Source organism: uncultured Aureimonas sp., from assembly GCF_913775355.1.
Classification (GTDB): domain Bacteria; phylum Pseudomonadota; class Alphaproteobacteria; order Rhizobiales; family Rhizobiaceae; genus Aureimonas.
This window is the reverse complement of sequence record NZ_CAJYIU010000268.1, coordinates 1-2,999: the sequence shown is the minus strand read 5'-3', so window position 1 is coordinate 2,999 and position 2,999 is coordinate 1. Positions and strand designations below refer to the sequence as shown.

4 protein-coding genes are annotated in these 2,999 nt (G+C 68.8%); all 4 read left to right on the top strand.

What is annotated here, in order from left to right; all coding sequences use genetic code 11:
- Nucleotides 1-282, top strand: a 282-nt coding sequence (locus tag QZ753_RS16405; protein WP_294645157.1) for an orotidine 5'-phosphate decarboxylase / HUMPS family protein, incomplete at its 5' end; no start/stop codon positions are given.
- A gap of 14 nt (nt 283-296) precedes the next feature.
- Nucleotides 297-593 (top strand): DUF1330 domain-containing protein, encoded by a 297-nt coding sequence (locus QZ753_RS16400; RefSeq protein WP_294645155.1) that lies wholly within the window; start codon nt 297-299, stop codon nt 591-593.
- The gene (locus QZ753_RS16395) at nt 590-1,159 is read left to right on the top strand and encodes a GNAT family N-acetyltransferase (protein ID WP_294645153.1); all 570 of its coding nucleotides are present in this window, start codon (nt 590-592) and stop codon (nt 1,157-1,159) included. The genes QZ753_RS16400 and QZ753_RS16395 overlap by 4 nt, the downstream gene beginning before the upstream one ends.
- Before the next feature lie 114 nt (nt 1,160-1,273).
- Nucleotides 1,274-2,881, top strand: a complete 1,608-nt coding sequence (gene phaZ, locus QZ753_RS16390; protein WP_294645151.1) for a polyhydroxyalkanoate depolymerase — start codon at nt 1,274-1,276, stop codon at nt 2,879-2,881.
- The last annotated feature ends 118 nt before the right edge of the window (nt 2,882-2,999 follow it).

Genomic DNA, 2,999 nt, shown 5'->3' with positions numbered 1-2,999 from the left:
GAGCTGCGCGCGCGCCAGGCGGCGGACGCCGGGATCGGCGGCATCGTCGCCTCGGCGCAGGAGGCGTCGCTGGTTCGCGAACTCCTTGCGCCCGGCATGGCGCTGGTGACGCCCGGCATCCGGCCGGCGGGCAGCGAGGCCGGCGACCAGAAGCGCGTCGTGACCCCCGGCGATGCCCTGCGCAACGGCTCCACTCATCTCGTCGTCGCGCGGCCCATCATCGCGGCCGCCGATCGCTTGAGCGCGGCCCGCGCGATCCTCGCCGAAATGCGGGACGCCTGAACAGGAGACCACCCATGCCGAAGGCCTACTGGATCGCCCGCGTCGACGTTCACGACCCCGAGCGCTACCCGGACTATGTGACGACGGCGGCCCCGGCGATGCAGCGCTTCGGGGCGCGCTTCCTCGTGCGCGGCGGCCCGTTCCGGGCGCTGGAGGGCTCGTCGCGGACCCGTAACGTCGTCATCGAGTTCGCCTCGATGGAGGACGCGATGGCCTGCTACAATTCGGCCGAATACCAGGCGGCCAAGGCGATCCGCGAGGCGGTCTCGGAGGCCGACATCGTCATCGTCGAAGGCCACGAGCCGAGTTGACCGGACGCAAGGCGTTCCGGGGCATGGCGCCGGATGGCTACCGCATCCGCATGATGGAGCCGGGCGAGGCCGAGCGGCTGCGCGCGATCGACGCCGCAGCCGACCGGCTGCTGATCGAGGCCGGGCACATTCCCGACACCGGCCCCGCCCCGATCGAGCGCTTCGTGCCGTTCCTTCTCGCGCACGAAGTCTTCGTGGCGGAGGAGAAGGGCGGCGAGGCGGTGGGCTTTGCGGCCGCCGCCGACCTTGCCGACCTCACGAAGGACCCGGCCGCGAGCGGCTGCTACTGGCTGTCGGGCCTCAGCGTCGATCCCGCCCATGGTCGTCGCGGCCTCGGCTCGGCGCTGCTCGCTGGCGTGGTGGAGCGGGCAGGGTGGTTCTTCCACCGGGCGGTGGGTCTCTCGACGGCACGTAATCTCTCGATCGGCGAAGCCTTCTACGCGCAACGGCGCTTCGTCGCGGTCGACGACGCCGATCTCACGCCAGCCCTGCGCCAGCGACGCGATGTGGAATGGCCGGCCGGGGCGCCGGACGGCTCGCGGGTCGTCATGGTCCGCTGGCTGTGACGGCAGTGCGTTCAAGGCGTTAGTCGGGCAATTAACTTGCACGGCACCAATTCGGTGCCATGTTCTACAGACCGGGCCGTTTCGGCTCATTCCGTTCCGTCGTCGTGGGAGTGCATGTTGTACGAATTCTACGAGTGGAACCACGCGGTCCTCGCCCCCTTCCGCGCGGTGGCCGACGCGACGAAGGCGATCTACCAGAACCCGCTGAACCCGATCTCGCACACCGAGATGGGTCGCACGGTGGCCGCGATGGCCGAGCTCTTCGAGCGCACCACGCGTGTCTACGGCAAGCCGTCCTTCGACCTCCACGACACGTTCGTCGACGGCATGCGCGTACCGGTCATCGACAAGCCGGTCTGGCAGAAGCCGTTCGGCACGCTTCTCCATTTCGAGCGGGCGCTGCCTGAAGGCCGCAAGCCCGACCCGCGCTTCCTGATCGTCGCCCCGATGTCGGGCCACTACGCCACGCTCCTGCGCGGCACGGTCGAGGCGTTGCTTCCCTACGGCGAGATTTACATCACCGACTGGCAGGACGCGCGCACCGTGCCCCTGTCGGCCGGTCGCTTCGACCTCGACACCTACGTCGACTACGTCATCGAGATGCTGCGCTTCCTCGGCCCCGGCGTGAACGTCATTGGCGTCTGCCAGCCGGCGGTGCCGGTGATGATGGCGGTCGCCCGGATGGAGGAGGACGAGGACCCCTGCCATCCCGCGACGATGACGCTGATGGGCGGGCCGATCGACACGCGCGTCAACCCGACGGCGGTCAACAAGCTGGCCAAGGACAAGGGCATCGACTGGTTCCGCCAGAACGTCATCATGAAGGTGCCGTTCCCCCAGGCCGGTTTCATGCGCGAGGTCTATCCCGGCTTCCTGCAGCTCACCGGCTTCATGTCGATGAACCTCGACCGCCACCTCATCGCCCATAAGGACTTCTTCTGGCACCTCGTGAAGAACGACGGGGACTCCGCCGACAAGCACCGCACCTTCTACGACGAGTACAACGCGGTGATGGACCTCACCGCCGAGTTCTACCTCCAGACGGTGGAGGAGGTCTTCATCAAGCACTCGCTGCCGCGCGGCACGATCACCCATCACGGCAAGCGGCTGGACATGGGCAAGATCCGGCGCACGGCCCTCCTCACCGTCGAGGGCGAGAACGACGACATTTCCGGCGTCGGCCAGACCCGCGCCGCGCACGATCTCTGCCACAACATCCCGGACGACATGCGCGTCCACTACCTGCAGCCGAAGGTCGGCCATTACGGCGTCTTCAACGGCTCGCGCTTCCGAGCCGAGATCGCGCCGCGCATCGTCGACTTCGCGCTGACGCACGGCCATCGCGCCGCGCCGACGGCGCCGGTCGCCGAGGAGGCCGCGGACGAGGCGAGCCTCCAGCCGCCTGCCGCGCTGGACGAGGCGAGCCTGCCGGAGGACGCGGTGGCCTCGGCCGTCGCCGTATCGGGCGACGTGCCGTTCGGCGGGGCCGACACCCCTAACGGTTCCGAAGCGGATGGTTCCGCGCCGGAAGGGACGCCGCGCTCGGACGATGCCGTGCCGCCGTTCGTTGCCGTCCTGGGCGAGGCGCCGTTCGGTGCGGCCGAGACGCATGCCAGCTTCGAGCCGCCCGCGCCGCCGGTGCCGGACGAGGCGGGCGACCACCTGTCGGGCGCCCCGATCCTGCTCGACGCCATCCGCGAGGCCAAGAAGCATGGTCGCTGACGTCTCACGTCGTCTTGCGTTGAAGCGAAAGAAATCCGTCACCATGTCATGAAGCGGGATCCTCGCCCGCTTCCCATGGGCACTGGTTGATGGACACCGACATGACGTCACAAGCTTT